The organism is Methylobacterium sp. B1, from assembly GCF_000333255.1.
In the GTDB taxonomy this organism is placed as follows: Bacteria; Pseudomonadota; Alphaproteobacteria; order Rhizobiales; family Beijerinckiaceae; genus Methylobacterium; species Methylobacterium fujisawaense.
The window spans coordinates 1-23,330 of record NZ_BACT01000816.1; the positions used below are offsets into that span (position 1 = coordinate 1).

13 protein-coding genes are annotated in these 23,330 nt (G+C 70.1%); 8 read left to right on the forward strand and 5 right to left on the reverse strand.

The genetic code is table 11. From position 1 onward, the window contains the following. On the reverse strand, positions 1-4,726 hold a 4,726-nt coding region (locus I53_RS35805; protein ID WP_187294408.1), incomplete at its 3' end, for a S8 family serine peptidase. A gap of 1,530 nt (positions 4,727-6,256) precedes the next feature. Between I53_RS35805 and I53_RS30600 the strand changes: the two genes are divergently transcribed. Both I53_RS30600 and I53_RS23490 read left to right on the forward strand, forming a co-directional pair. Then, on the forward strand, positions 6,257-13,129 hold the full coding sequence (locus I53_RS30600) for an amidase family protein (protein ID WP_051045030.1): 6,873 nt from the start codon (positions 6,257-6,259) through the stop codon (positions 13,127-13,129). A gap of 431 nt (positions 13,130-13,560) precedes the next feature. Then, positions 13,561-13,944: a nuclear transport factor 2 family protein gene (locus I53_RS23490; RefSeq protein ID WP_043355265.1), complete on the forward strand. Its 384-nt coding sequence runs from the start codon at positions 13,561-13,563 to the stop codon at positions 13,942-13,944. A gap of 287 nt (positions 13,945-14,231) precedes the next feature. Here the strand turns inward: I53_RS23490 and I53_RS34230 are convergent, their stop codons facing one another. After that, positions 14,232-14,402: a hypothetical protein gene (locus tag I53_RS34230; RefSeq protein WP_164706349.1), complete on the reverse strand. Its 171-nt coding sequence runs from the start codon at positions 14,400-14,402 to the stop codon at positions 14,232-14,234. Between the two features lie 504 nt (positions 14,403-14,906). Here I53_RS34230 and I53_RS23495 point away from each other — a divergent pair. The 3 genes from I53_RS23495 (at position 14,907) to I53_RS23505 (ending at position 17,759) form a co-directional block, all read left to right on the forward strand. Further along, positions 14,907-16,415, forward strand: a complete 1,509-nt coding sequence (locus I53_RS23495) for a PAS domain-containing protein (RefSeq protein ID WP_187294409.1) — start codon at positions 14,907-14,909, stop codon at positions 16,413-16,415. A 162-nt stretch (positions 16,416-16,577) separates the two neighbouring features. After that, positions 16,578-16,814, forward strand: a complete 237-nt coding sequence (locus tag I53_RS23500; RefSeq protein ID WP_051045035.1) for a hypothetical protein — start codon at positions 16,578-16,580, stop codon at positions 16,812-16,814. 93 nt (positions 16,815-16,907) lie between these two features. Then, positions 16,908-17,759: a DUF6456 domain-containing protein gene (locus I53_RS23505; RefSeq protein ID WP_187294410.1), complete on the forward strand. Its 852-nt coding sequence runs from the start codon at positions 16,908-16,910 to the stop codon at positions 17,757-17,759. A gap of 6 nt (positions 17,760-17,765) precedes the next feature. Here the strand turns inward: I53_RS23505 and I53_RS23510 are convergent, their stop codons facing one another. Next, positions 17,766-18,194 (reverse strand): SufE family protein, encoded by a 429-nt coding sequence (locus I53_RS23510; RefSeq protein ID WP_043355266.1) that lies wholly within the window; start codon positions 18,192-18,194, stop codon positions 17,766-17,768. Between the two features lie 80 nt (positions 18,195-18,274). Next, a complete protein-coding gene (locus I53_RS23515; RefSeq protein ID WP_170861828.1) occupies positions 18,275-19,366 on the reverse strand; it encodes a sensor histidine kinase in 1,092 nt (363 codons plus the stop codon). 345 nt (positions 19,367-19,711) lie between these two features. On the opposite strand from I53_RS23515, the gene I53_RS35420 reads away from it, so the two are divergent. The 3 genes from I53_RS35420 to I53_RS23530 all read left to right on the forward strand — a co-directional run bounded on the left by I53_RS35420 (position 19,712) and on the right by I53_RS23530 (position 22,122). After that, complete coding sequence (locus I53_RS35420) at positions 19,712-20,095, forward strand: DUF3761 domain-containing protein (protein WP_251982421.1); 384 nt, start codon at positions 19,712-19,714, stop codon at positions 20,093-20,095. Positions 20,096-20,216: 121 nt separating this feature from the next. Next, entirely contained in the window at positions 20,217-20,855 is a 639-nt protein-coding gene (locus tag I53_RS23525) for a hypothetical protein (RefSeq protein WP_043355270.1), read from the forward strand. Then, entirely contained in the window at positions 20,821-22,122 is a 1,302-nt protein-coding gene (locus I53_RS23530) for a terminase large subunit domain-containing protein (RefSeq protein WP_083936133.1), read from the forward strand. Before I53_RS23525 ends, I53_RS23530 begins: the two co-directional genes overlap by 35 nt. Before the next feature lie 320 nt (positions 22,123-22,442). Here I53_RS23530 and I53_RS34235 read toward each other — a convergent pair. After that, the coding region (locus I53_RS34235) for a hypothetical protein (RefSeq protein ID WP_043355271.1) at positions 22,443-23,330 on the reverse strand (888 nt) is incomplete at its 5' end.

The following is a 23,330-nucleotide window of genomic DNA, read 5'->3' on the forward strand; positions in this document are numbered from 1 at the left end:
GCACGCCCGGGCCGGTCTTGGCGCCGAGCATGAAGCCGCCGGTTTCCCGGGTGAGGCGGGCGGTATTGCGGGTGCATTCGCTCGATCCGAACACCCCGAAGGCCTGCCCCCAGACGCCGTAGCGCGGCGCGAGCGGCCGCTCCGGCACAAGGCAGGTGGCAGGCCCGTCCGGGGTGAAGGCCGTGTAGCCGGCCAGCAGGATGGTGCCGGGGGTGCAACGCTGGCCGGCAGCGCCGGTCAGGCCGTGACCGCCGGCCGGACCGGCGCCGAAGCGCAGGTGCTCGAGTAGGGTGCCCTGCGCGACGAAAGCGGTCTGCGCCCGCACGGAGACGGCGGAGCCCTGGATCTCGCCCGACAGGCTGTTGAGCGCCTGCACGGCGCCGGGCGCGCTCTGGTTCAGAAGCGCCGTCGTCACCTGGGCAGCCGGGCTCGACACAACCGTCGTCGTGCCGGTGCCGGTGCTCACAGCGGTCGTGACCGTGCCCGTGGCCGACACGCTCGTCGTCACGGCGGGAGGCGCGCCGCCGACCGTGGTCGGCGTGCTGGTGACCGTCGGCCCGGTGCCGTTGAGGGCATTCGCGATCCTGGCCTGGTTCGTGGTGGTGGCCGCGCTGGTGAGCGGCGCCGTCTGGGCGAAGCCGAGGGCGATGCCGTGGGCCTCGTAGCTCAGCGACGGCGTCAGGAAGGCGAGGTTGCTCGTCGTCTGCAGGCTGGTGAACGTTCCGGTGATGCCGCCGGTGGCGGTGAGGAGCGTGTAGCGCAGCGCCGGCGTGTAGGTGCCCGAACCCGCCAGCACCTGCACGGTGCCGCCCTGGATCGTCACCGGGCCGGTCACGTCGGTGCGGTCATTCGACCTCGGCGTGATCCGGACCGTGTAGAACGCCCCCGGCGCGAAGGTCAGCGGGCCGTGGATCGCCAGGGTGCCGATCGCCGCGGCACTGCCCGGGGCGAGCCGGCCGCCGGCCTCGATCAGCGGGTCGCCGATCTTGCCCGTACCCGACAGCGTGCCCCCGCGTCGGATCGTGACCTCCGAGGCGGTGAGTACGCCGTCGATCTCCAGCGTGGCGTCCGCCACGGTGGTCGCGCCCGTGTAGGTGCTGGTCCCGGTCAGGATCTGACGGCCGCCGGTCAGACTCAGGCCGCCGGTACCGGTGATCGTACCGCCGAAGCTGCCGCTGGCGTCGGCCAGGGTCAGGGTCCTGGTGCCGAGGGTGACGGTGCCGGCCTGCCCGGTGGCGTCGGCGAGGCCGGCGATCGTGGCGCCGGTCCCGGTCAGGCCAGCGATATCGAGGCTGGCTCCGGTGGCCAGCGTCACGCCGCTGGAGGCGGCAATCGAGCCGGCCCCGGCCAGCGCGAGGGTGCCGCTCCAGATCGTGGTGGCCCCCGTGTAGCTGCTGGCGCCGGTGAGGATCGCGGTGCCGGTGCCGACCTTCGACAGGCTGTCGCCGTTGCCGCCGTCGCCGATGGGGCCGGAGAGCGTCAGGGTGCCGCTGCCGCCGAGGGCTGCGTTGCCGGCCAGCGTGATCGCTCCCGAAACGCCAGCCGTGCCGGTCCCGGTCAGTGCGCCGACGCCGCCCGGGCCGCTGCCCGCCAGCGTCAGGCCGTTGGCGAGGGTGACGCCGCTGACGTCGAGGGTGCCTCCGGCGGTGACCGTGGCCACTCCGGTGCCCAGCGATGCGGTGTTCGCCGCGCGGAGCGCGCCGGCCGCGATGGTGGTACCGCCGGCGTAGGTGTTGGCGCCCGTCAGCGCCTGGGCGCCGCCGGTCAGGCTCAGGCCGCCGGCGCCACCGATCACGCCGCCGAACCTGCCGCCGAACCTGCCGCCGGCGTTGGAGATCGTGAGCGTCTTGGCGCCGAGCGCGACGCTGCCGGCTTGTCCGTCGACGGTGTCGGACAGGCTCGAAATCGTGGTGCCCGTCCCGCTCAGGCCGGAGATGTCGAAGCTGGCGCCGGTGGACAGCGCCACGCCGCTGGAAGCGGCGATCGAGCCGGCCCCGGCCAGGGACAGCGTACCGCCGGTGATTGTGGTGCGGCCGGTGTAGGTGCTGCTCCCGGTCAGCGTCTGCGTGCCCGCCATGAGGGTCAGCCCGCCGCTCCCGGTGATGCTGCCGCCGAAGCTGTCGCTGGCGTTGGCGAGCGTGAGCGTTCTGGCGCCGAGGGTCACGGTGCCGGCCTGGCCGACGGCCGTGTCGGCCAGGCCGGCGATCGTGGTGCCGGCGCTGGTCAGGCCGGAGATGTCGAAGCTGGCGCCGGTGGCGAGCGCCACGCCGCGGGAGGGGCTGATCGAACCGGTCCCGGCCAGCGCGAGGGTGCCTGCCGCGATCACGGTGCGGCCGGTGTATGTGCTGGCGCCGGTCAAGGTGAGTGTCCCGGGACCGGCCTTTGTCAGTCCTCCGGTTCCGTCGAGGGTGCCGGCGAAGGTCGTGGTGGTGCCGTCGCCGCCGGCGGTGAGGCGGGCGGCGCCCAGCGCGACGCGTCCCCCTCCGGCGAGGGATCCGACGGTCTCGCTGTCGGCGAGTGCCAGGGTGGCCCCCGCCGCGATGGTGACGGCGCTGCGGTCGCCGATGGCCTGTCCGCCGCGGGCGAGAAGGGTGCCTTGCGCGAGGGTGGTGGCGCCGGTGTAGGTGTTGGCGCCCGCCAGGGCGAGGGTCCCGGGGCCGAGCTTAATCAGGCCTCCGGGTCCGGAGAGAGACTGGGCGAGGGTGAAGGTGTTGGCGGGATCGGCGATGTCGAGGCCACCGCCGGTGCGGCCCCAGGTGATCGGGCGGGTCGTGGCGGTGAAGGCGGTTCCGGCGATCTGAAGGGTTCCGCCGTCGAAGGCGAGGGGGCCGCTGGGGGCGCCGAGGTTGGCGTCGCGCGCCACCGAGAGGATGCCGCCCGCCAGGACGACGCCGCCCGAGAAGGTGTTCGTCCCGCTCAGCGTCAGCGTCCCGTCCCCTAGCTTGATCAGGCTGCCCTGGGTGGGCAGGCCGGCGAAGGAAGCGATCCGCGTGGTCTCGATCTGAGTCTCGGCCTGCCAATCCCGGACGATGAAAGCAATGGTGCGGTCGTAATCGGCGCTGGTCAGCCCTGACAAATAGGTATTCAGGAGGTTGCCCACGTCGGTTCGGGCGGAAGCGTAGGCCGGGTCCGTGAAGGGCTGGAAGCCATCATATCCCTGGGATTGGACGAACGTCGCCAGGATCTGATTGGCGACGGCATCAGCGGCGGCGATCGTGATGGCGCTCAGGATCGCGGATTCGCTGCCGGTGCGCAGCGCGCTGACGACGCCGTCGAGCGCGGTCCGGCTGGCCGGTAGGCCGGCCGTCAGGGCCGGGACCTGAAGGCGGAGATCGAGGGCGGCCTTACGGGTCGCCCAGGCGGCGGTCTCGGCGTCGTTCTCCTGCCTGCGCTGGATCAGAGCATCCTCTGAGATAGCGTTAGACCATGTATCCTTGATGCCGGCCGGCAAGTTGGCCGCGACGGGGCCCAGGAACTGGCCGGGGCCCCTCATGGCCTTGTCGAGGTCGATCACGCCCCAGCCCCAGACCGCGTTGGGCGCATTCGGGTTGGGGTCGGGCACGCCGTCGACGGCATCGCGGTGATAGGCGGTGGTGAGCAGGACGTCGCGGGCCTGCGTGTTGGTCATGTACGGATAGCGCTGCATGATGACCGCCAGCGCGCCGGTGGCGTGCGGCGCCGCCATCGAGGTCCCATCGACCGTGGTATAGCCGGTCTGATGGTTCGGATCGATGTTCCAGACATTGGGATCCCAAACGGCGCTCCGCGTGTATGTCGGTGCCGTACTGTTGATTGCATCGCCGGGAGCGACGACGTACCAATACTTGGCGGCGCCGGCGCGGTTCGAGTATGAGGCGAGGACGAGATCCTCGGGGGCCGTGCTTCCGTTCGCGCCTCGTCCGGCCGCGCCGACCGCGAGCCAGTTCTTCTCGATGTCCGGCCGGAAATACGGCAAGGACGAGCGCACGTTCGGATTGTCCCAGCCGGTGTTTCCCGCAGCGAAGACCTGGATGATGCCGTATTGCTTGGCCACATCGGACACGGCATCGACGTAGCCGAGTCGGCCGTCGAATTCCGTGTACGCTTGGCGCAAGCCCGGGAGGGTGTTGTAGTTGTCTGTGGGCGGCGGGCTGCCCCAGGACGAGTTGAGCGCCCGGGCCCCGGCGGCCGCGAGACTGCCATAGGCGTTCTTGAAGTACGCGTAGTCGGCGTTCGCGCCGTAGATGCTCTCATCGGTGGCGTGCGTGTTCGCGACGTAGACAGTGGCGTCGAACGCCACGCCATGCATCCCGTTGCCGTTGCGGGCGGCGGCGATCGATCCGCTCACGTGCGTGCCGTGCGGATCGTTGACAGCAGGATCGTAGGTGCCGGGGACGGTGTAGGCCTCGCCCCGGCTGAAGAAGCTCGGCTGTGGAGACAGGTCTGCCGGTGCACCGGAGCCGTCCATGAAGTAATAGCCGTCCGATCCGAAGGTGCCGGTGATTGTGAGTGGCGTCACGCGGCCGTCGGCGAATTCCGGGTGGGCGCTGTAGAGGCCCGAATCGACCACACCGACCGTGACGCCCAAACCCGTGTAGCCGGCCGCATAGGCATCGGCCGCACGCATGGCCTCAAGCCCCCAATCGGCCCGATATTCCGGCGTGCGCCAGGCGTTCGGATCAGCGCTCAGGGAAGTCTGCGCCCACGCGAGGCTCGAACCGGACCATCCGAGGGCGGCGAGGCTCAAACCCGCGCGCCACGAGATCGACAGAACTGAATCTCGAAGACGCCTCTTTTCAGTGAAAAACAATGAAGATTCGATGTTCTTGCAAGTGTGACCCATCAATGAGTCTTTCCTTCAGCAAAATAGAATATGTTCTACCGTAAGATGAATCATTACGAAGCATGAGACCGATATTTCTCCAGGAAGAAATGTAGAAGTAAGTTCTATCACCACGCAACTGGCGGCTATAAAGCGATTAATTTAGTTCAAACGTGAGCGATCGGCGTTTTTTGCCGACGAGTTCTGCGTTTTATGAATACTGGTTCATCCATTACATCAGCCATTCTAATTATTGGCACAGAAATTGCTCAGTGCTTGAAGGCGCGACGGCGCATTTACAGCGAGGCGCGCTGCATTTTTGCCACACCGTCGCTGCCTGCCGATGGAGTCGGCCTATCTCCGGCGCGGAGGTGGTCCCGATGTGCCTTGAGCGAGCGCGAGTTCCTGGACCGGCGTCGAAAGCCGCGCTCATCGCGCCGGATGGTCGGTCAAGCCCCAAACATTAGGCACCCGCTGCCGAACTAGGCTGCGGCTCGGCGCAGCTACGGAGCGCCCGGGCCAGTCCCGGCCGGCCTGCGGGGACGGATCGATACTTCGTCCGGACATGTCCCGGGTTGACCGAAGGCCTTCCGAAGTCGGCGGCCAGCCCCTGGGGGGGGCGCTCAATGCACGTCCGTCCCGCCCGCAGAAGCGCGCGCTCGTGCGCCTGATGAGACCGCCCATGGGCGTCGAGTGACCCGCCCGGCCGACCCGGATCGTCTTTCGCACAAAATCGATCGGAGGAATTCGATTCCGCCCCGTCGCACAGACGGGATAGGCCAGCCGAAGTGTGGCGACATGGACACATATCCAGCCAAACGGTCGTGCTTGTCGAACTTTGTGCCCCGTCCTGACGAACTTACCGAGATCGACTGAAGCAATTATTATGCCATCATCAATGAATGATCGGGCATGCCATGGTCTGTCGCCAGCTAAATTCTGACATCGCGGATTGTAAATCAATCTTCGTGATCGAATTGGGAAAGATATAACGCGATTACCGATAGCGCTTGAAAGACCAGCAGGTCATTTTCTAATTTGTCCGGCATGAACGCCGCAGATTTATCCACTGATACGCCATGCCATGACTTGAGCGACCGAAAGGGATTTTTCGGTTGTGCGAACTTAAAGCCTGCAACCGCCGCGCATCTCTCTCGAAACGACGGGTTCGATCGGAGAGACCAAGTGGCCGGCGGCGGGCCGGGCCACCGCGTGGCGCTCGCGCCCCGGCCATCCATCGCTTTCCCGTTTGCCGAGCCAGCCGAAGCCATGAGGGCATGGGCATCGCGCCCCCTCCTGCCGAAGGCCTGGGCTCGGCCGTCGAGGGCGCCGGGCCGGTCGGCACACGGGTGCCGTCACCGACGGTGGAAGCCCGGGTGAGTCCGTCCGCGGCTCGTAGGCCGCGCCCTGGCCCATCGAACACGCTTGTCCAAAGCACAGCTCCGGAGATCGACCATGTTCCTTGGCCTGCCCGCATCACGGGGGCGACTGCGCGTTTCCGGAACCCTCCTGAGCGCCCTCTGGCTGACCGTGCCGGCCTCCGCGCAGGCGATCGATCTCCAGGATCCGCTCGCCCTGCGTGACGTCGTTCGCGCTGCCTATATCCGCGCCGGCCAGCCCAAGACCGACGCAGAGATCGACGCCTTGTCGGTCACCGCCCGGCCGCTCGTGACCTTCGATCCGCGCGCCGCGACGGAAGCCGACATCGTCGGTCTCGTGGGACGGCTCGGCCTCGCGGATGCCTCGCTGCCGCAGCCGCCGGAACCCGTTTCCCTGACGCGAACCCTGTCGACCGATCCGCTGCCCGGTTATGGGGGCGTCGACTTGACCGGACGGACGGCCGTGGATCTCGCCGGCATGCTGCAACGGGGCGAGACGACGTCGCGCGAGATTGCGTTGCAGTACCTGTACAAGATCCAGCAACTCGACCATGCGGGCCCGGCCCTGCGCTCCGTCGAGCAGATCAATCCGGATATCCTGACGCTCGCCGATCAGGCGGACGCGCAGCGGATGGAGGCGCAGCGCCAGGGCCGGACGCTGCCGCCGCTCTTCGGCGTACCGGTCCTGCTCAAGATGAACATCGGCACCGGCGACGATCTTCGCACCACCGCGGGCTCGGCCGCCCTGATCGGATCCCGTCCGGCCGCCGAGGCGACGCTCGTGACCGGGATGCGGGAGCAGGGCCTGCTCATTATGGGCAAGGCCAATATGGGCCAGTGGGCCGGAATCACGAGCAACAATCACAGCGACACGGGCGGCCAGACGATCAGCCCGGTCGATCCAGCGATCGCAGTGGCCGGATCCAGCAGCGGGCCGAGCATCGCGGCCGCCATGCGCTTCGCGCCGCTCACCGTCGGATCGCAAACCTCCGACTCGATCATCTATCCGGCCCAGCAGCAGGGTCTCTACGCCCTCAAGCCGACGGCGGGCCTGATCAGCACGACCGGCATCGCGCCCTATTCCCGGCAGATCGACACCGCCGGCCCGATGGGCAACAGCGTCCATGACCTCGCCCTCGCCCTCAACGGCATGGTCAAGCTCGACACGACCGACACGCGCAGCAAAGACTTCGTCCGGCCTGCCGACTACAATGCTGACCTGACCGGTGACCTGACCGGCCTGAAGGTCGGCATCTACAGCGCGACGTCCACCGAGGATCCGCAGCGGCCGGCGCAATTCGATTCCCTCGTCGGCGGGATGCTGACGGCCGCGCACGCCGCCGTCGTGTCGCTCGATCACGTCAGCGTCGACGCGGCGGTCAAGACGGCGGTCCTGGCGATGTCGGACGACGATCTCGCCCAGTTCGTGAAGCTTGCCGATTCATCCGCGCAGATCCCGACCGATCCGGCCGCCAGGGCCGCGTTTCTGAGCGATTTCCGGCACTCCTTCACCGACGGGGCCAGCTGGGTCGAAGCCGCGACCAGAGGCGCCCAACCCTTCTACTTCTACGATGCCTACGTTTCGATCTCGGGCTATCTTGCCTCCCGCATCTCTTCGCCCGACGATTACAGGAGCGCGCTCGTCCGGCTGCTGGGAGACAAGTTCTCGCGGCTGAACGTGGACCCGAAGGTCTTCGCCCGCACGATCGACGACCTCGTGGCCTTCGCCCAGAAAAACCCCGGCCTCAATGGCGATTCAGCCCTGGCTTTCCTAGCCTCGGACAAGGTCGGACCCTTCGCCTCCATCGACGAATTCAATCGCGCCTACGCGGATTGGATCCGGATCTCGACGACGCTGATATCGAATGTCCGCAATGCCCTCGGTGTCGATGCGGTGGTCGGCTTCCTCGGCACGGACGACAACGACAACGACGGCCTCGGCCTGTTCAGCTTCTCGACGGAACAGACCTCCGCGTCGCCGCAGCTCAACGTGCCCTTTCAGGTGGGCGGGGCGCAGGCGAACATCCTCGTCGACGCCAATCCCTATCAGGAGCAGACGCTGTTGAGGATCGGCCAAGGCCTCCAGCAGCAACTGGGCTCCGATGCGTTCCGGCAATACCAGGCCGTGGCGCCCAATCCCCCTGCGACCGGGTATGGCGACGATCAGCCGGACGATTCCGGGCCGCTCCTGCCGCTCGTCCTCAAGAACCTCGACGACCATGGCCGCGCCACCAGGGCCCATCTGCTGACGACCGAGATGGCGCCGCTGGTGCTCGACGTCTCCGGCGCGACCGGCACGCCGCACTTCGACGGGCGCATCTCCGGCAATGGCGGCTTGATCAAGGACGGGACCGGCATTCAGCTCCTGACCGGGACGAGCGACTTCACCGGCGGGGTCCTCGTCTGGCAGGGCGGGCTCGCCGTCGACAAGACGGAGGCGCTCGGCGCCCCCAGCAACACCGTGACGCTGGAGAACAAGAGCGCGTTGATCGCCACCCGGAGCTTCGCGCTCGGGCGGCCCGTCATCCTGCGCGACGGCGGTACCCTCGGGGTGCTTGCCGGTGCGACGCTCACGGAAGATGCGGTCGTGTCCGGCAATGGCGGCCTGTCCAAGACGGGCCTGGGCCGATTGAGCCTTCGGGCCGACAACACCTATACGGGCGGCACGCAGATCCTGGCGGGCACCGTTTCGGTATCGCGGGAGGCGAATCTCGGCCAGGCCTACGGGGCTGTCACGATCGGCGACGGGGCCGCCCTGGAGGCGACGGCGAGCTTCACGTCCACGCGTCCCTTCACCTTGGAAGGTGCCTCGGGTCTGGCAGTCGATCCGGCTCAGACCCTGACGGTGTCGAACGTCGTGTCCGGTCCGGGGACCTTGTTCAAGCTCGGGCTGGGCACGCTGACGCTCTCCGGCACGAACACCTTCTCGGGCGGTGTCGTGCTCGCGGGCGGCACCCTCTCGGTGGCGCGCGACGCCAACCTCGGCGCCGCCACCGGTTCGCTCGCCTTCGACGGCGGAACCCTCCAGATCACCGGAACCGCCTTCACCGCCACGACCCGCCCGATCACCTGGAGCCGGAACGGCGGCGGCCTCGACATCGCCGATCCCGCCAACACCGTCACTCTCGCCCAGTCCCTCTCCGGATCCGGCGGACTGACCAAGCTCGGCTCCGGGACCCTCGCCCTGGCGGGCACCAACATCTACACGGGCGCCACCACCCTTGCGGAAGGCACCTTGCTCGCCCGCGACGGGCAGGCCATTGGCGACCGCAGCGCCGTCACCATCGCGGCGGGGGCCACCCTGGCGCTCGCCGACAGCGAGACCATCGGATCCCTCGCCGGACAGGGCCGCGTCGCGCTCGGCAACGCCCGCCTCACCGCCGGAGCGGACGGCACCTCCACCACCTTCGCCGGCACCCTCGACGGAACCGGCGGCCTGACCAAGGCCGGCGCCGGAACCCTGACGCTGACCGGCGCCAGCACCTACACCGGCGGCACCACTATCGCGGCCGGCACCCTCAACCTCTCCGCGACCGCCCGTCTCCTCGCCCCACTCGTCAGTCGGCCCGACACCGCCCTGGTCAACGCCGGAACCCTGGCGGGCGGGCTCATCAATGCCGGCACGGCGTTCAATAGCGGCGCCATCACGGGCGGCGTCGCCAATATCGGCAGCCTGACCACCTCCGGCACGGTGGCGGGCGGGCTGACCAACACCGGCACGGTGCTGACCAGCGCCGGCCGGATCGACGGCGCCATCCGCAACGACGCCGGGACCCTCGCCGTCACCGGAACTGTGGCCAGCGACGGAACCTTCGCCAACGCCGCCGGTGCGACGCTGGCGGTCACCGGCGCCTACAGCCTCGCCGGGCCGCTCACCAACGCCGGCACGGTCGCGGTCGCGCGGGCCGCCAGCCTCACGGCGTCCGCCGGCCTCGGGAATGCCGCCAGCCTCACTAATGGCGGGACGATCACCGGAGGGGTCGCAAACACCGGCTGGCTCACGACCAGCGGAACCATTGCCGGCAGCCTCATCAATGCCGGCTGGACCCAGAACAGCGGCGCCGTCACGGGCGGCGTGTCGAACAGCGGTACGCTCGCCACCTCCGGCACGATCGCGGGCGGGCTGACCAACACCGGCACCGCCACGGCCAGCGCCGGCCGGATCGACGGCGCCATCCGCAACGAGGCCGGCACCCTCGCCGTCACCGGGGCGGTGGCCGGCGACAGCACCTTCACCAACGCCGCAGGCGCAACGCTCGCGGTCACCGGCGCCTACAGCCTCAGCGGGCCGCTCACCAACGCCGGTACGGTCGCGGTCGCGCGGACCGCGAGCCTCACGGCGGCTGCCGGCCTCGGCAATGCCGGCAGCCTCACGAATGGGGGGACGATCACCGGCGCGGTCGCGAACACCGGCACGCTCACGAATGACGGAACTATCGCCGGCGGCCTCGCCAATGCCGGTCAGGCAGCCAACAGCGGCACCATCACGGGCGGTGTGTCGAACAGCGGCAACCTCGCGACGAACGGGGCGATCTCCGGCGGCCTCGCCAATGCAGGCTGGACCCAGAACAGCGGCGCCATCGCGGGCGGTGTGTCGAACAGCGGCATGCTCGCCACTGCCGGCACGATCACGGGCGGGCTGATCAACACGGGTACCGTCACGGCCTCCGCCGGCCGGATCGACGGCGCCATCCGCAACGGGGCCGGCACCCTCGCCGTCACCGGGGCGGTGGCCAGCGACAGCACGTTCGCCAACGCCGCGGGCGCGACCCTGGCGGTCACCGGCGCCTACAGCCTCAGCGGGCTGCTCACCAACGTCGGCACCGTCACGGTCGCCGACGGCGGCCGATTCCTGGCCGGCGGCATCGCCAATGCCGGCCTGCTCACCGTGGCGCAGAATGCCAGCGTCGTCGACGACCTGCTCAACACCGGCCGCCTCGTCAACGCCGGCAGCTTCACCGCCGACGCCGTCAACGCCGCCGGCGCCACGCTCGTCAACACCGGCACCTTCACCACGGTCTCCGCGCCCTTCGCCAATGCCGGCACCCTGATCAGTTCCGGCACCCTCACGGGTGGGCTGGCCAATACCGGCATCGTCCAGGCCTCGGGCGTACTCGCGGGCGCGGTGAGCAACGCCCCCGGCGCCACGTTCGCGCTCACCGGACCGACTACCGGCATCACCCGGCTCACCAACGACGGCAGCCTCGACCTCGGCCGCACCGACCTCGCGGTCGGCTCGCTGGCCGGCTCAACGCCCGAAGCCGTGCTGGGCAACGGTCAGCTCACCGTCGGCGGCGACGGCGCCTCCACCCTCTATGCCGGCCGGATCGTCGACGGCGCCACGCAGACCAGCCTGACCAAGGTCGGGCCCGGCACCCTGACGCTGTCGGGGCTCAGCACCCTGTCCGGGCCGGTCCGCGTGCTCGGCGGCGAACTCGCCGTCACCGGGGCCCTGCCCAACGCCCCCCTCGCGATCGGGCCAGGCAGTCTGCTGACCGGCGAGGCCCGGTTTGGCAGCCTGAGCCTCGGCACCGGTGCGACGCTCGCCCCGGGCATCGGCGCGGGGGCGCTGGGCCGGATCAGCGTGGCCGGCAGCCTCGTCCTGGCGCCGGGGGCGCTCTACCGGGTCGATGCCACCGCGGACGGCCGCGCCGACCGGGTCGACGTCGGCGGCAGCGCCACGGTGACGGGCGCCACCGTCCAGGCGTTTGCCGGCACCGGCCAATATGCGCCGCGTACGCGCTACACCATCCTGACCGCGGCGGCCGGCGTGCAGGGTCGGTTTGCCGGGGTGAGCAGCAACTTCGCCTTCCTGACCCCGTTCCTGGGATACGCCTCCGACGCGGTGACGCTGACGCTGGCGCGCAACGACCTCGACTTCGCCGCGGTGGCGCAGACGCGCAACCAGCGCGCGGCGGCTGCGGCCGCACAGGCGGGCGCGGTCGGTTCGCCGCTCTACGACGCCGTGGCGATGCTCTCGGCGCCTCAGGCGCAGTCAGCGTTCGGCGCGCTTTCGGGGGACGGGCATGCCACCCTCGCCACGACCGTGTTCGCCAATGCCGGCCTTCTGCGCGAGGCGGTGCTCGACCGTCTGCGCTGGGACGCGGCTCCGGGGGCGCGGCCGGGCGATGGGTTGGAGTCGGCCGTGAGCCTGTGGGGACAGGGGCTCGGCAGCGTCGGGTGCGTGCGCGCGGATGGCAACGCCGCCGGCGTGTCTCGCCACAGCGCCGGCTTCCTGCTGGGCCTGGACGCGCGGGTCGGCACGTCGCTTGGCGCCCTGCGCATGGGCGCGGTCGGCGGCAGCCTGGAGTCTGGCTTTGCCAGCCCGGCCCAGGTCCAGGCCGGCGCGCTCACGAGCACGTTCGGGGGCGTCTACGGCAGCCTGGAGGCGGGATCGGCCATACTGCGGTTCGGGGTGCTGGCCGCGTACGATCCGGCCCAGCTCCGGCGCGTGGTCGCGTTCCCGGGTCTGTCGGACAGCGCCACGGCGCGGCTGGGCGGGCATAGCGTGCAGGGCTTCGGCGAGGCGGGCTATCGGATCGGCCTGAGCGCGGCGGTTGAGCTGGAGCCGTTCGCGGGCGGGACGGTGGTGTCGGTCACGCGCGAGCGGTTCGCAGAGCGGGGCGGAGCGGCCACGCTGACCGGCTTCGGGCAGGAACACACGGTGCCGAGCGCCATCATGGGCTTGCGGATGCAAGCGCCGCTGGACCGCGACGTTCCTGCTCTGGCGTTCGTGCATGGGATGATCGCCTACCGGCGGTCGTTCGGCGACTTGGCACCGAGTGTGCCGCTGGCCTTCCCGGGGGACCGGGGCGCGGTTCGCGAGCCGGGGTCTGCCGCTCGACCGGGACGTGCTGGTGAGCGAGGTCGGGCTCGGGCTGATGCTCGCGCCGGGCCTGAGCGCCGGGCTTTCTTATACCGGGCAGATCGGTGCGCGCGCCCAGGATAACGCCACCAAGGGGATCTTGATCTATAAATTTTGAAATTTTGACTGAAATTATGCTGTAGTTTAGCAGTACTCTTTGCGTCATGAGGCGGATGGATGCGAAGCGTTTTTGGTGCCGCGACTCGGAGGTCATCCGAACCATCACACCGCCGGATCAAACACCTGGGACTGACCCTGACCCAGCCAACTGGTCGGCAAGGCGATCTGCTCTTCGGTGAACCTGCTCTTCTTCACGGCTCTGTTCCTCCCATCAGGGTCTCGCAAACCGGAAAACTCGTACTCAGGCCGGACCAATGCGATGGGAGGACGTCATTGCCTGCCCTAGGCCGACATGCTCCCAATCACCGGTCGCAGACGTCCACGATCAAGACGCCCTCGATCCGACTGGCTGTCGGGGGCGGAAGACTGGCCTTGTCGTTGTAGAGGGAGGCCGCATGGCAGATCTCATGCAAAATAAGGCAAACGTGATCGCGTTCTACGAGCTGATGTTCAATGAGTGCCGTCCACGTGAAGCAATCGAGCGGTATGCCGGCGACGCTTACATCCAGCACAACCCGCATGTGGCCACGGGCAAAGACGGCTTCATCGCCTATTTCGAGCGCATGGCGCGTGAGTGGCCGGGGAAGCGGGTGTCGGTGAAGCGGGCAATCGCCGAGGGCGATATGGTCGTGCTGCATTGCCATCAGCACTGGCCGGGCGACCACGATTACGCGGCCGTGGACCTTTTCCGTCTCGATGAGAACGGCCGGATCGTAGAGCACTGGGACGTGCTGCAGATCCTGCCAGAGGCCTCAGCCAACCCCAACGGGATGTTTTGAACGGCGACACTCGCCTCCGCATCGGCGTGCCGCACGATTCGAGGCCGGCATGCGGGCGCGTCGCGCGGGCGCTGCGGCGGGTCGTGAGCGGATGGGTGGCCTCGTCCGCTTCCGCACAAGGCTGCGTGGGGGCGGACGGGCAGGCCCCCCCCCTGGCTGTCGATCCAGGGGGTTCGGTTCGGGTATGAGCCTCGCGACCGGGGCGGTGACATCAGCCCCGGTCGCGATCGGCGGGTCCTGTGGCGCTGGGATGCGTGCCAGGGCCCGCCGCCCTTGAGGCTCGTTGGCTACGGCTTGTTGGCTGGGGCCGGGTTGGTCGTCGTCGCCGGAGGCGCCGGGTTTGCCGGTGCGGTGCTGGCAGGCGGCGGAGGAGGCGGGGGGGTCTCGGCCTTCTTCTCGTCTTTGCAGGCCGTGAGCGCGAGCAGGCCGACGAGCGGCAGCAGATAGCCAATACGCATGAGCGTTCCTCCTGTTTGGACCGGGTAGGCGGTAAGGAACGTCACCCGACCGCTGTTCGATCCGGCGCGCGGTGATCCCGGCCCCGCGCCTGATGCCGGTTCATCATGGGTATGGTCGCGGCTGCCCACCGCCACCGGTCTGATTTGGATGTCCCGCGAGACCATCCGGAACAATTCTCTCACCCCGTTCCATCATCGCAGACCGTCAAATCGGGACGGCACGGAGCGGGGATCGCGAGATTCTGCTTCGGGCCGGAAACAGGCGCGGCGACGACGTCCGCGGCCCTGAATTCTTGCCCGAAGGCGGACCGGGGGAAACCCACCCCGAGCGGTCGCTCCGTTCCCCACCCATGGGGGCCTAGGGAAGGCTGTCATGCCTTCCCGGGAGCAGCGCGCCTCGCCCTGGTCCCGAGCAATCCGGTTCAGGTGGATGGGCGCTTCAACGGTCTTCGGCGCTCTTCATGCGCAGGCGCCGACGCGTTATACGGCAGCGCTTGAGGTCTGATGTGTTCAGGACGTGCCCAGGTGCCGGACTATGAGGAAGAAGCCCGCATCATTCGCGAGCTGACGCGGGCGGGCGCCGGACCAGACCCTTTCTCGTCGGCCGTTCGCGCCACGCGCATGCCGATGCTCATCACCGACCCGCGACAAGACGACAACCCGATCGTCTTCGCCAACGCGGCCTTCACGCGGCTGACGGGCTATGGACGCGACGCCATCATCGGGCGGAACTGCCGCTTCCTGCAGGGACCTGCGACCGACCGGGCGGACGTCGCGCGCTTGAGGAGCGCGATCGACAGCAGGACGCCGATCGAACTCGACCTCCTGAACTATAAGAAGGACGGCTCGACATTCTGGAACCGCCTCCTCGTCTCTCCCGTGTTCGGGGAAGACGGTCAGCTCACCTACTTCTTTGCGTCCCAGTTCGATGTCACCCTGGAGCGTGAACGTCTGGTTCGCCTCCAGCGCGATCGCCTTGATCTGGAGGCGGAGGTCGCGCGGCGCAATGTCGAGTTGCAGGCGAGCGAGGAGCGCCTGCGCTTTGCCCTCGAGGCGGGGCAGCTTGGCAGCTGGAGCATCAACCTCGACACGGGGCATCTGACAGCGTCCGACAGCTGCAAGGCGATCTGCGGACGCCAGCCCGACGAGCCGCTGAGTCTCGAAGAACTGCGCGCCTCCATCCACCCGGACGATCGTGCGGTCCAGCAGGCCGCGATCGAGCAGGCGATCGCGAACCGGTCGCTTCTCGACGCCGAGTATCGCCTGACGACGCCCGCCGGTCAGGAGCGATGGGTCCAGATTCGGGGGAAGGCGCATTACCGGGCCGACGGGACGCCGATCCTGATCACGGGAACATCCCAGGACATCACGGACCGTCGGGCGGTTCAGAGCCATCGCGCGCTGCTGACCCGCGAACTCCACCATCGCATGCAGAACACGCTGGCCTCACTGCAAGCCGTCGTCTCGCAGACCATGCGGCGCGCCAACTCGCTGCAGGACGCCGCCGCGACGCTGACGGCGCGCATCCAGGCGATGTCGGCCGCCAATACCCTTCTGATCACGGAGGATTTCGGCAGCGTCTCGATGCAGGGCCTCATCATGCGTTCGCTCGCTCCCTTCGGGGTCGAAGACGGCGACCGCTTTCAGCTCTCGGGACCGGATCTGCGCCTGCCCCCACAGGTTGTCGTCGCCTACGCCCTGGCACTCCATGAGCTGGCGACCAACTCGACCAAGTACGGCGCGTTGTCTGTCGCCGCGGGTGTGGTCGACGTGGCGTGGAGCGTTCAGGGCGGGAAGGAGCCTCCGCTCCTCCATATTCGCTGGCAGGAGCGCGGAGGTCCCCCGGTCGTTGCCCCGCGGCAGACGAGCTTCGGAACCCAGCTGATCAAGCGCGTTTTGGCCACGGAGATCGGTGGGCGGGTCGATATCGACTACCGCGCCGAGGGCGTCGTCTTCACAGCCGTCGCCCCGTTGGCGAACGCCGACCGGGATGACCGCGCTCAGACCGAATAGCGCCGTCCGCCGGCCATCCGGTTGCTGCCCCGGGCGGACCGTCGTCGGCCCGAGCGACCCGGCTTTCGGTTGCGGGACCGCGGGAGCCACGCCCGACCTCGGGCGTTGCATGACGGGCCGTGGCATCGAACACGGTCGCCGGTTCGATCCCGAGGTGCCGCCATGGTCGCGATCCCCAATCCGTCGCCGGATACGCAGGACGATCACCCCGAGGCGGATCTGGACCGGGTGAACGACCTCCTCGCCGTCTGGGCGGCCCGCTCCGCCGCCGAGAGCGCCGCGCTCATCGAGCGGTTCGAGGCGATGGGCTACGAGGTCCGGGACAAGTCCGAGGACGAGATCGCCGAGATCCTCCATCGGGCACCGACCCGTGCCGCGCGAAAGACCGCGGCGCGATAGCTGAGAGTTGTAGGTAAAAAAACCTTGAAATTCTGAGTTTTCCTGATATGGTGGCCCCTCGGTGCGTCCGTGGTGAACCATACGGAACAAAACATGAACAAACCTTTCAAGGGTGGCCGCGTGGCTTCGGTGCAGGCGCGGCCGCGCGGCGCCGGACCTGGGGATCTGCCGGCGGATGCGTGCCGCCTTCTGGCGCGACTGGGCGAGGCGGGCGCCGATGCGCGGCCCGATCCCCTGGTTGAGGATGCGCTGGTGATCCGGCGCAGCGGCGGCGGTGTCTCGGTGGGGGGCGGGCGCTTCGCGGCCGCGGCCGGCCGGGCTCTGGCCGCGGCCGATCTGGCGACGTGGAACGAGGCCGGCACGCGGCTGACGATCACGGAGGCCGGGCGGGCGCGCCTGCGCCGGCAGGCCATGCCGGGCGATCTGGCCTTCGCGGCCCAGCACCACGACCTCGCCGTCGTGGAGGGGGGTGGTGCGGAGCCGACCCTCCGCAACGCTGCCGAGAACCCCCTGGCCTGGATGGTGCGCCGACGCGACCGGGACGGCACGCCGCTCATCGACGCGGCGGCGTTCGAGGCCGGCGAGCGGCTGCGGCGGGACATGACCGCCGCCGCGTTGCTGCCGCGCATGGGCTCGGATTTCGGGGCCCCCCGGGTCGATGGCGGCGGTCCCCGCGACCCGGCCAGCGCGGCCGACCACGTGATCGCGGCCCGGCAACGGGTGCGCGGGGCCCTCGATGCGGTCGGGAGCGACCTGTCGGGCCTGCTGATCGACCTCTGCGGCTTCCTCAAGGGCCTGGAGCGGATCGAGGCCGAGCGGCGCTGGCCGGCCCGCTCGGCCAAGGTCGTGGCCCGCATCGCCCTGGGGCGGCTGGCCGAGCATTACGGGCTGGAGCGGGAGGCGACGGGGCCCGATCGGGGCCGACTGCGCCTCTGGCGGGGGTGAGGCCCCTCAGGCCCCGGCGGCGAGCCGGACCGCGTCGCGGTGGATGCGTTCCGCCATCGCCCGCACGCCGTTGGAGCGCTTCGAGGTCACGTGGGCGCCGAAGCGGAGCTGCCGGAACAGGTCGAGGCCGTCGGTCTCGGCGGCCTCCCGGGGCGTCTTGCCGGTGTAGAGCGCCACCATCAGCGCCACGAAGCCGCGGACGATGAACGAATCGCTGAAGCCGTGGAGGACGAGGCGCGGCGTGCCGTCGGACGGCTCCGCCTTCGTGTCGATCCAGACCTGGCTCTCGCAGCCATGGACGCGGTTCGCCTCGGTCCGCTCCGACTCGGGCATCGGCGGCAGGGCGCGGCCCAGCTCGATCAGATACTCAAGCCGCATGTCGTCGTCTTCGACGATCTCGAAATTCTCGATGATGGTGTCGATCGGAGGAAGCATGCTCGGCCGGGTCCGGTAGGGTCCACGCCGCTATAGGCCGACCGCGCCGTCATGGCGACGGGGCCCGGCGACGCGGTCGCTCATTGCGCGGCGGGGCGGGTCGGCGGCAGGGTCAGCCACAGGGGATCGCCCGGGCTGGCATCGCCCGACACGCTGATCTCGGCCTGTGCCGCGTAGGCGGCGATGAGGCGGGGGCCGAGCTTCGGGACGTTCGACCGGCCGGAATCGGCCATCTCGCTCACCCCGGAGACGATCGACAGGCGCGCCGGGAGGCCGGACTCGATGTCGATGGCGATGGAGCAGGCGACGTGCTCGGCCGTGGCGTCCAGGCACTCGGCGACGATCTCGGCGACGATCATGCCGAGGGCGTTGGCGGTGCGCGGCTCCACGAGGCCGTTCCCCGAGCCGCCGACATGGACGCTGATCCGCCCGGCCCGCCGGAGCTGCCCGAGCCCGGAGGCGAGGCGGTGGAGGTAATCCTTGAGGTCGATCGACGCGATGTGCGGCGCCTCATGGAGATGTTGCTGCACCAGCGCGATCGCCCGGACCCGCTGGCCCAGGGCCTCGAAGCTGCCCCGGCAGGCATCCGGCGCCGCCCGGCCGTAGAGGCCGATCAGGCTGACCATCACTTGGAGGTTGTTGCGGACCCGGTGGTAGACCTCGGCCAGCAGCGCCTCCTTCTCGGCCAGCGCGTGCTCGATATGCTCCTCCGCGTGCTTGCGGTCGGTGATGTCGAAGCAGGAGCCGAGATAGCCCTGGAACCGGCCATCCTCCATGAGGGGGCGGGCCGTGTCGAGCAGCCAGCGGTACTCGCCGTCGTGCCGCCGCAGCCGGAACTCGACGGTGAACGGCGCCCGCGCCTCGAAGGCCTCGGCGACGATCCGGGCATGCCGGTCGAAATCCTCGGGATGCAGTCCGCTGCGCCAGCCGAGCCCGAGTTCCGCCTCGAGGGGGCGTCCGGTGAATTCCAGCCAGCACTCGTTGTGGTGGATCGCGTGACCGGCCTCGTCCGAGCGCCACATCATCAGGGGCACGACGTCGGCGAATCGCTTAAAGCTGTCGCTCAGGGCAGCGGCTTCCGCGGTCCCCTGTGCCGGACCCCGACCAGGATCCCCCGAGGGGCCGTTATCCGGCGGTTGTGCCGCGCCGGACCCTGGTGGCTCACCGACCATTCTGTACCCGATTCACTTTGACGAACTGCGTAAAAGGCGATGCCTGCGTGCGGATGGCGCCGGTCAACGTGTCGACCGGACGGCCGTTCCGGTCTTCCACCGCCTTCAACAGCGCACTTTCGGCGACGATAGCCGCGATACCTTTCGAGCCCGTTCCGCGCCCCGCCGCCCTGCGCGCCCGAACCGGGGCGCACGGCCGGACCGCACGCGCCGGCGAGCCGGTCGGGCAGACCGGCCATCACGCGGGAGCGACAACCTGTGAGTGACGATGAGATAACTTTAGATAGTTCGTGACGCGATGCTCTGGTTGTGTCTGATGGTGTTTGACACAACCTTGAGGGCGCCGTGCTGCCTGGCCCGATCGCGACCGTTCCCATCCTCCGCCGGAGGGGCGCCGGTGGCGACGCCAGCCGGTGGCGGATCTCGCTGCGGCCCAGAGCCTTCCGCCGGGGCGCTGCCCGCTGGTGCGCCCTCGGTGGCTGCCTCCTCCTCGCCATGGCGGGCAGTGCGACCGCGCGGCCCTTCTCCGAACCGGACGACCGGAATCTCGACCGGCACGGCCATTACCGGAGCCGGGACGGATCCGAGGTCCATCAACCGGCCAAGAGCCTCGACGGCGCCAAACCGGCCGGCGCCACCGCCAAGTGCCGGGACGGGACGTGGAGCTTCAGCCATACCCATCGCGGCACCTGCTCCCGCCACGGCGGCGTCGCCCGGTGGGAAGGCTGAAGCCCAGGGCGAGCTCTGCCTTAAATCCTATCCCGGGCCAAGAATAGGAATTTGCGCTTGACACCGTCGCGCTGCCCGTGTATCAACACGGCACGGTCGAGACGTGTGCGGAGAGACGCCGATGTGGCCACCTCCTCCCAGCAGGGCGGATAGCCGCGCTGAGGCCCTGAAGCTTCTCCGAGAGACCGATCTGGCGTTCGACGCGATCAGCGCCCGCCTCGGTGTCCATCCGAGCACGGTCCGCACCTGGAACGTCCGGGCCGGCTGGCTGAGACCGCGGAAGCATCGGCCCAGGCTCCTGACGGCGCGGTGGCCGGCGGCGCGTCGGGCGGCGCTGATCCGCCTGCTCTGCACCCCGGGCGCCGATCCCGGCGACGTCACCGAGATCCTGGGACTCGGCCGGCTCGATGCCGCGATGCTGGCCTCGGCCTTCGGGGCGGATCTGCCGCCGACTTTGATCCGGCGCGGCGACCCGGCGACCGATCCGGCGACCCTGCGGACGCATCTGCGCGCCCACATCCTCCGGCAGATCGCCGCCTTCGACGCGACGCTGAGCGGGGTGGGGCCGGCCGCGCGCGACTCCGCCCGGATCCTGCGCGACCTCGGCGGGCTCAAGCGGCTCCTCGACACGGTGGATGCGGACAGGGCGCGGAGCGCGGGGGAGGAGGGGGGCGATGGGAGCGAACCCGACCTGCCCGCCCTGCGCGCGGAGATCGCGCGACGCTATGCTGGCTTTATCGGCGGCCGGACGGCTGCCTGACTTCCTCGGGACCCTGCCTCAGGACCTGCTCCGGGCCCTGGCCGGCGACTGGCTGCATCAGGCCCGGCCCGATCAGCTGCCGCCGCCCGAGCCCTGGACCACCTGGGCGGTGATCGGCGGCCGCGGCAGCGGCAAGACCCGCACCGGGGCCGAGTGGGTCGACGCCCTCGCCCGGGGCGATCCGGCCTTCACCGAGGACCCGGTCGGACGGATCGCGCTCGTGGGCGAGACCCATCTCGACGTGCGCGACGTGATGGTCGACGGTCCCTCGGGACTCCTCGGCCTGCCGGCGCGGGGGCGCGCCCGCCCGGTCTGGTCGCCGAGCCGCCGCCGCGTCGAGTGGAGCAACGGTGCGGTCGCGCTGGCCTTCTCGGCTGAGGAGCCGGACGCCCTGCGCGGTCCGCAATTCGGCGCCGCGTGGTGCGACGAGGCCGCCAAATGGCGCCGGCCGGACGCCGCCTTCGACATGCTGCAATTCGGCCTGCGCCTCGGCGCCCGGCCGCGCAACTGCGTGACGACGACCCCCCGGCCGGTGCCGCTGATCCGCCGCCTGCTCGCCGATCCGCGCACGGTGGTGAGCCGGGCCCGGACGCATGACAACGCCGCGCATCTCGCGCCGGACTTCCTCGACCAAGTGGTCGGGCGCTACGCCGGCACCCGGCTCGGCCGTCAGGAACTCGACGGCGAGCTCATCGCCGACCGGGACGACGCCCTGTGGAACCGCGCCGCGCTGGAGGCGGGCCGGGTCGCCGCCGCGCCCGATCTCGGCCGGATCGTCGTAGCGGTGGATCCCCCGGCCGCCTCCGGGGCGCGCTCGGATGCCTGCGGGATCGTGGCGGCCGGGCACGCGGGGGGGCACGCCTACGTCCTGGCCGATGCGAGCCTCGCCCGCGCCACCCCGCAGGCCTGGGCGGGTGCGGCGCTGGCGCTCTATCACCGGCTCCAGGCCGACGCCCTCGTGGTCGAGGTCAACCAGGGTGGCGAGATGGCCGCCGCCGTGCTCGGCCAGTGCGACCCCGCGGTGCCGGTCACGCGGGTGCACGCCACGCGCGGCAAGTATCTCCGCGCCGAGCCGGTCTCGCTGCTCTACGCTCGCGGACTGGTCCACCATGTCGGAGCGTTCCCGGCGCTGGAGGACGAACTGTGCGATTTCGGGCCGGACGGCCTGTCCGGCGGGGCCTCGCCCGACCGGCTCGACGCCCTGGTCTGGGCGCTGACGCATCTGATGCTCGGGCCGCAGGCCGAGCCGCGGATCCGGCGGCTTTGACCGCGGCATCTAGAAAACAATTCGGCGCGCTTCCGTGAGAAGCGCGCCGGAGGTGGTTCGTGGTCTCTGGAACGAACTGCATCCTGTATACACAATGTCGTGCGCCAAAGCTGTAGCTGTCCTGCCACGGCGTGCCGTCCCGTGCTGGGAATCCCCACCACAATTCTTCGGCTTGTGCGACGGCGGCGGGTGGATCGGGCCGCGCATCCTGGGGGCACGATCCTTGCCGTCAGCTTGGGGCGCCGCAGGCGCGCCCGGCATCCAGAACCCCGGGCCCCGGCGGGTCCTGCAATCCGGACGGTCCAGCACGGGGGGCGCCGTCACGGAGGCGCGGTCAGGGTCCGCAGGGCGGCCCGGACGTCGGCCAGGGAGCCGACCAGGGCATAGCAGGCGAAAGCGTGCGCGCCGGCGGCGGCGTGCGTCACCCGGAACCGGCAGCTCAGGCGGTTCGCTCCGGCCTCGGCGGCGACCGCGAAGCCGGGTCGCGGCGCGTCGGGCTCCTGCTCCGGCGGGCCCGGCGCCCAGACCGCCAGGGCGTGCGAGCCCTCCGGCGTCGCCAGGATCACGGGGTCCGGCCGGTCCCCCGGTTCGGGATCGAGGGGCGCGATCCCGCCGCTGGCCGGGTCGAAGCGCCAGGCCGACGAGAATTCCGCCGGCACGGCGGCGGCGAGGGGTTCGAGCCGGAGCGCCGCCGCGGCCTCGGCCAGGTCGAAGCGGGCCTGCACCTCCACGGCGTTGCCGAGGCCGGGCAGGCCGAGGGCAATCCGCTTGTGCAGGATCGGCGCGGGCAATGCCGCGGCCGCGGCGCCCGTCGGGCAGTCTGACGGGGGCTCGTCGGCGGGATCGGACGGCCCGTCCCAGGCCATGCGGGTCTCGGTCTCGGCCCAGCTCCGTCCGGCGCGCAGGGCGCGGAGACGGCGGGCGGCGGGTTCGCCGGTGGGGTCCTGCGGGGTGCCCGCCTCGCTCGCCCGGCGGCAGCCGCGTCCGGACCCGACCTCCGCCCGCGCCTGCAGGGCATCGCCCGGTTCGGTATCGGCCAGGAACGTGACGCCGTCCCAGGTCAGGGTGTCCACCGCTCCGGCGACCCGCCGGGACAGGCGCAGGCTGATCTCGGACCGGCCGAAGGGGCGCGCCAGGATCAGGGTTCCATCGGGTTCCGGCCAGAGGGGCGCGGGCCCGGGCGCATCCCCGGCCCGTGCGGGCGCGGC

Coding starts and splice junctions, on each gene's coding strand:
- I53_RS23505 (WP_187294410.1), top strand. CDS start 16,908: ATGAACAAACCTTTCAAGGGTGGCCGCGTGGCTTCGGTGCAGGCGCGG.
- I53_RS23490 (WP_043355265.1), top strand. CDS start 13,561: ATGGCAGATCTCATGCAAAATAAGGCAAACGTGATCGCGTTCTACGAG.
- I53_RS30600 (WP_051045030.1), top strand. CDS start 6,257: ATGTTCCTTGGCCTGCCCGCATCACGGGGGCGACTGCGCGTTTCCGGA.
- I53_RS34230 (WP_164706349.1), bottom strand. CDS start 14,402: ATGCGTATTGGCTATCTGCTGCCGCTCGTCGGCCTGCTCGCGCTCACG.
- I53_RS23510 (WP_043355266.1), bottom strand. CDS start 18,194: ATGCTTCCTCCGATCGACACCATCATCGAGAATTTCGAGATCGTCGAA.
- I53_RS23530 (WP_083936133.1), top strand. CDS start 20,821: ATGCTGGCTTTATCGGCGGCCGGACGGCTGCCTGACTTCCTCGGGACC.
- I53_RS23495 (WP_187294409.1), top strand. CDS start 14,907: ATGTGTTCAGGACGTGCCCAGGTGCCGGACTATGAGGAAGAAGCCCGC.
- I53_RS23515 (WP_170861828.1), bottom strand. CDS start 19,366: ATGGTCGGTGAGCCACCAGGGTCCGGCGCGGCACAACCGCCGGATAAC.
- I53_RS23500 (WP_051045035.1), top strand. CDS start 16,578: ATGGTCGCGATCCCCAATCCGTCGCCGGATACGCAGGACGATCACCCC.
- I53_RS23525 (WP_043355270.1), top strand. CDS start 20,217: ATGTGGCCACCTCCTCCCAGCAGGGCGGATAGCCGCGCTGAGGCCCTG.